This is a genomic window from Synechococcus sp. R55.8 (assembly GCF_047461895.1).
GTDB lineage: Bacteria > Cyanobacteriota > Cyanobacteriia > Thermostichales > Thermostichaceae > Thermostichus.
The window spans coordinates 1,255-5,882 of sequence record NZ_JANSIB010000135.1 but is presented as its reverse complement, the minus strand read 5'-3'; the positions used below and the strand labels follow the sequence as shown (position 1 = coordinate 5,882).

The 4,628-nt window shown below is 62.3% G+C and carries 3 protein-coding genes; all 3 read left to right on the top strand.

Going from position 1 to position 4,628, the window contains the following annotated elements:
- Positions 1-442: 442 nt before the first annotated feature.
- A complete protein-coding gene (locus NW829_RS11535; protein WP_414329119.1) occupies positions 443-1,621 on the top strand; it encodes a 1-deoxy-D-xylulose-5-phosphate reductoisomerase in 1,179 nt (392 codons plus the stop codon).
- Positions 1,622-1,680: 59 nt separating this feature from the next.
- On the top strand, positions 1,681-3,444 hold the full coding sequence (locus tag NW829_RS11530; protein WP_414417139.1) for an ABC transporter ATP-binding protein: 1,764 nt from the start codon (positions 1,681-1,683) through the stop codon (positions 3,442-3,444).
- A 60-nt stretch (positions 3,445-3,504) separates the two neighbouring features.
- Positions 3,505-4,628, top strand: a 1,124-nt coding sequence (locus NW829_RS11525) for a Mur ligase family protein (protein ID WP_414417138.1), incomplete at its 3' end; no start/stop codon positions are given.

Below are 4,628 nucleotides of genomic sequence, written 5' to 3'. Positions count from 1 at the left end.
CCTGACACGGTAAGCGCTGTCGCAGAACCAGGAACCAGAATCCCCTGTCTTTAGGCAGGGGAGTATGTCAAATCCCCAAAGAGACTCACCGAGCCGTGAAGCGCATCCTGTTGGAATCGGATCAAGATCTTTCGGAGCTGATCGAGGCGCTGCTCAGCCAGTGGCTGCGTTCTCAGTCGGGAAAGGTTTGAAACCAAAATCTGGGGAAGGGGGGCATCGCGGACCCCACAGCCGCATAGGATCCCGCTGTCGGGGATCGGAGGGAGCACACAGATTCCAGATCAGAACCAGATAAGAATAAGATGAAGGGGCGTGAGGCAGGGATCCCCGAACGCGAGGTGGGGCCGTTCGCAATAGCGGGACGGAGTCCTTGGGCAAGTTGCGCGAGGGGAAGTCTGCGTTGGGAGGACGTCACGCTCTTTCAGGGGTAAAGGGATCCTTTATGCAAGCCATCACCTTGCTCGGCTCCACCGGCTCGATTGGCACCCAAACTCTGGACTTGGTGGCCCAGTATCCAGAGCGTTTTCAGGTTGTTGGCCTGACCAGCTACAGCAACGTCGCCCTCTTGGCCGAGCAGGTACGGCGGTTTCGGCCCCAGATGGTTGCCATTGGCCGGGAGGAGCTGCTGCCGGAGCTGCGGTCGCTGCTGACGGGGATCCGACCGCTGCCGGAGTTGGTGGCCGGAACGGAGGGGCTGTGTCAGGTGGCGGCTCACCCGGCGGCCCAGCGGGTGGTGACGGGGATCGTCGGCTGCGCCGGTTTGTTGCCAACCCTGGCGGCCATCCGTGCCGGCAAAGACATTGCCCTGGCCAACAAAGAAACCCTGGTGGCAGGGGGGCCGGTGGTGCTGCCCTTGGTGCGGCAGTACGGGGTGAACCTGATCCCCGTCGACTCTGAGCATTCGGCCATTTTCCAGTGTTTACAGGGGGTGCCCGCGGGATCCCTGCGAAGAATCCTGTTGACTGCCTCGGGTGGCGCCTTTCGGGATTGGCCTGCCGAAAAATTGGATCAGGTCACCCTGGCCGATGCCCTCAAGCATCCCAATTGGGTGATGGGGCGCAAAATCACCATCGACTCGGCTACCCTAATGAACAAGGGCCTGGAGGTGATCGAGGCCCACTGGCTCTTCGGCCTGGACTACGACCACATCGACATCCTCATCCACCCGCAGAGCATTGTCCACTCCCTGATCGAGCTGGCCGATACCTCTGTTCTGGCCCAGTTGGGCTGGCCGGACATGCACCTGCCCATCCTCTACGGCCTCAGTTGGCCGGAACGCCTGGCCACCCCCTGGGATCCCCTCGATTTGGTCAAGCTGGGATCCCTCACCTTTAAGGCTCCGGATCACCGCAAGTACCCCTGCATGGAGTTGGCCTATGCCGCTGGACGGAGGGGGGGAACGCTGCCGGCAGTGTTGAATGCGGCCAACGAAGCGGCGGTGGCCCTGTTCTTGCAGGAGCGCATCCGTTTTTTGGATATTCCCCGTCTCTTGGAGCGGGTTTGTGAGCGGCATCAAGTCATTGCCGATCCCAGCCTGGAGGACATTTTGCAGGCAGATGCCTGGGCACGGCGGGAAACGGCGCAACTGGCCCAGCAAGCCCCGGCTCAGGTTCTGGTCTGATCCCTACCGGGGGGATCCGGCTGAGCGCTAGAGTGGAAGAGGATGCAGGGAGCAAGTGAGTGACCGGATCCCATCTCCGACAATTGGCCCATTATCTGCGCCCCTATCGACGACAGGTGGGGTTGGGCATTGGATCCCTGCTCCTGGTCAATGGCCTGGGGGTGTTCCTGCCCTGGTACGTCAAGCTGGTCATCGATGACCTCAGCCAGAACCTGGCCACTTTGTCGGCCCGGCGCATTGCCCTTTACGCCTTGACGGTGCTGGTCGTCTCCAGCCTGATGATGGGCATTCGCATTGCCTCGCGGGTGTGGATGTTTGGGGTGGGACGGCAGGTGGAGTTTCACCTCAAGCAAGCCATCTTCGAGCATTTGCTCACCCTGCAGCCTTCCTACTTTGCCCAGCAGACCATTGGGGACATTCTCACCCGCATCACCAGCGATGTGGAAAACATCCGCCGCCTGTTGGGCTTTGCCCTACTCAATTTGGCCAACACGATCTTTGCCTATGCCACCACCTTGCCCGCCATGTTTGGCATCGAGCCCCGTCTGAGCACCTTGGCGCTGTCGGTGTTTCCGGTGATGTTGGTGCTGGTGAAGTTGAGCAGCAACCGCCTGCAGCAGGAGCAGCTCCAGGTGCAGCAGGAGTTGGCGGATCTGAGCGATCTCATTCAAGAGGACCTGAACGGCATTGCCCTGATCAAGGTGTACAGCCAGGAACAGCACGAGCAGCGGGAGTTTCGCCGCCAGAACCAGCGGCTGCTGCAGGCCAATTTGCGCTTGGCCCTCACTCGCAACTTGCTTTTCCCTTCTTTGGTGGCGCTGGTCAGCCTCAGTTTGTTGCTGCTGCTGGCGGTGGGGGGGCCGCAGATTGCGGCAGGGACGCTGACCATCGGGGATTTTTCGGCCCTCACCCTCTACGTGGAACGGTTGGTATTTCCCACCGCCCTGCTGGGCTTCACCATCACGGCCTACCAGCGGGGGCAGGTCAGCTTGGAGCGGATCGATGCTCTGTTGGGGGTAGAACCCACCATCCGAGACGCCCCAGGCGCTTTGCCGTTGCCTCTGGAGAGGGTGCAGGGTCGCCTCGAGGCCAGAGGTCTCGCGTTTGCCTTCGCCGGCCCTGCGGCAGCTCCGGCTCTAGAGGATTTGCACTTTTGCATAGAACCGGGCCAGATGGTGGCGGTGGTGGGGCCGATTGGGGCGGGCAAGTCCACTCTGGCCAATGCCCTTCTTCGGCTGCTGGAGATCCAGCCGGGGCAACTGTTTTTGGATGGGCAGGATATCACCCAGATTCAACTGGGATCCCTGCGCCGGGCCATTGCCTATGTGCCCCAGGAGAGCTTCCTGTTCAGCGCCACGGTCCGGGATAACATTCGCTACGGCAAGCCGGATGCCGAAGATTGGGAGGTGGAATGGGCTGCCAAAGCCGCCCACATCCACGCCGAGATCCTCAACTTTCCCAAGGGCTACGACACTCTGGTGGGAGAGCGGGGCATTACCCTCTCCGGTGGCCAGCGACAGCGGGTGGCCTTGGCTCGGGCTTTACTGGTGGATGCTCCCATCTTGATCCTGGATGACTCTCTCTCCAGCGTGGATAACCAGACGGCCCAAGCCATCCTCCGCCATCTGCGTCGGGTCACGGCCCAGAAAACGGTGATCTTCATCACCCATCGCCTCACGGCTGCGGTGGAGGCCGATCAGATTTGGGTGATGGACCAGGGCCGCCTTGTGCAGAAGGGATCCCATGCCGAATTGCTGGCGGACGAGAAGGGCCTCTACGCTTCTCTGTGGGCCAAGCAAAAGCTGGAGGAAGCCCTGGCCTAATTTGACGGCGGCAATCCCTGGCCGCTACCCTAACCGGCAAAGCTGTGGGGAGTGGCAACGATGGAAACTGCTGGGATCACTTTGTCCAAATTGCTCCACCAAGCCGGGATCCAGCCTCAATTGGCCCAGGGATCCCTGGAGGGGGTGCAGGTCTGGGGCCTCTGTGCCGACTCTCGCCAGGTACAGCCGGGGGATCTCTTCTTGGGGATGCCGGGATCCCGCGTGGATGGAGGTAGCTTCGTGGCCCAAGCCCTGGCGGCAGGGGCAGTGGCGGCCCTCATTTCCCAAGAGGCGTGGGAGAGCGTCAGCGGAGAGGCTGGATGGGGAAGTCAGCCCGTCCTGGTTTTGCCTCGCGCCAGCCTGAACAGGGCCGTGGCCCAGGTGGCGGCAGCTTTCTATGGTTTTCCCGCCCGTCAACTGACCTTGGTGGGGGTAACGGGCACCAACGGCAAAACCACCACCACCCATCTCATTGAACATTTGGTGCAGGCTGCCGGTCGCTCCACCGCTTTGCTGGGCACTCTGTACAACCGCTGGCCGGGCCACAGCGAAGTTGCTCCCCACACCACCCTTTTTCCGCCTGAACTGCAGCGCAGCCTGAGACAGGCCAAGGAAGCCGGCGCTGAGGTGGCGGTGATGGAGGTGAGCTCTCACGCTTTGGCCCAGGATCGGGCGTGGGGCTGTGCCTTTGCCGCTGCCGTTTGGACCAACCTCACCCAGGATCACCTGGACTTTCACCAGACGCTGGAGAACTACTGGCAGGCCAAGGCCACCCTCTTCCGACAGGAGTATCTCCAAGGGCGGGCGGTGATCAACGCCGACGATGCCGGGGGACGGCGGCTTTTGCAGGCCATCCAACCCTCTTTGGATCCCTGGGCCTATTCTCTGCAGCCCCTGCAGGGGATCCCCGGCCTCTGGCCCGGCCAAGTTCAACTGCGCCCCACCGGCCTGAGCGCGACCCTGCACACCCCTGCGGGCACGTTTGCCGTGGAGGCCCCCCTGGTGGGATCCTTCAACCTGGCCAACTTGCTGGCGGCGGTGGGGGTGGCGCTGCACTTGGGGATACCGGTGGAGACCATCCAGTCGGCTCTGCCCCACTTTCCGGGCGTACCGGGGCGGATGGAGCGGGTGACCCTGCCGGGGCAGGATATCGCGGTAGTTGTGGACTACGCCCACACCCCCGA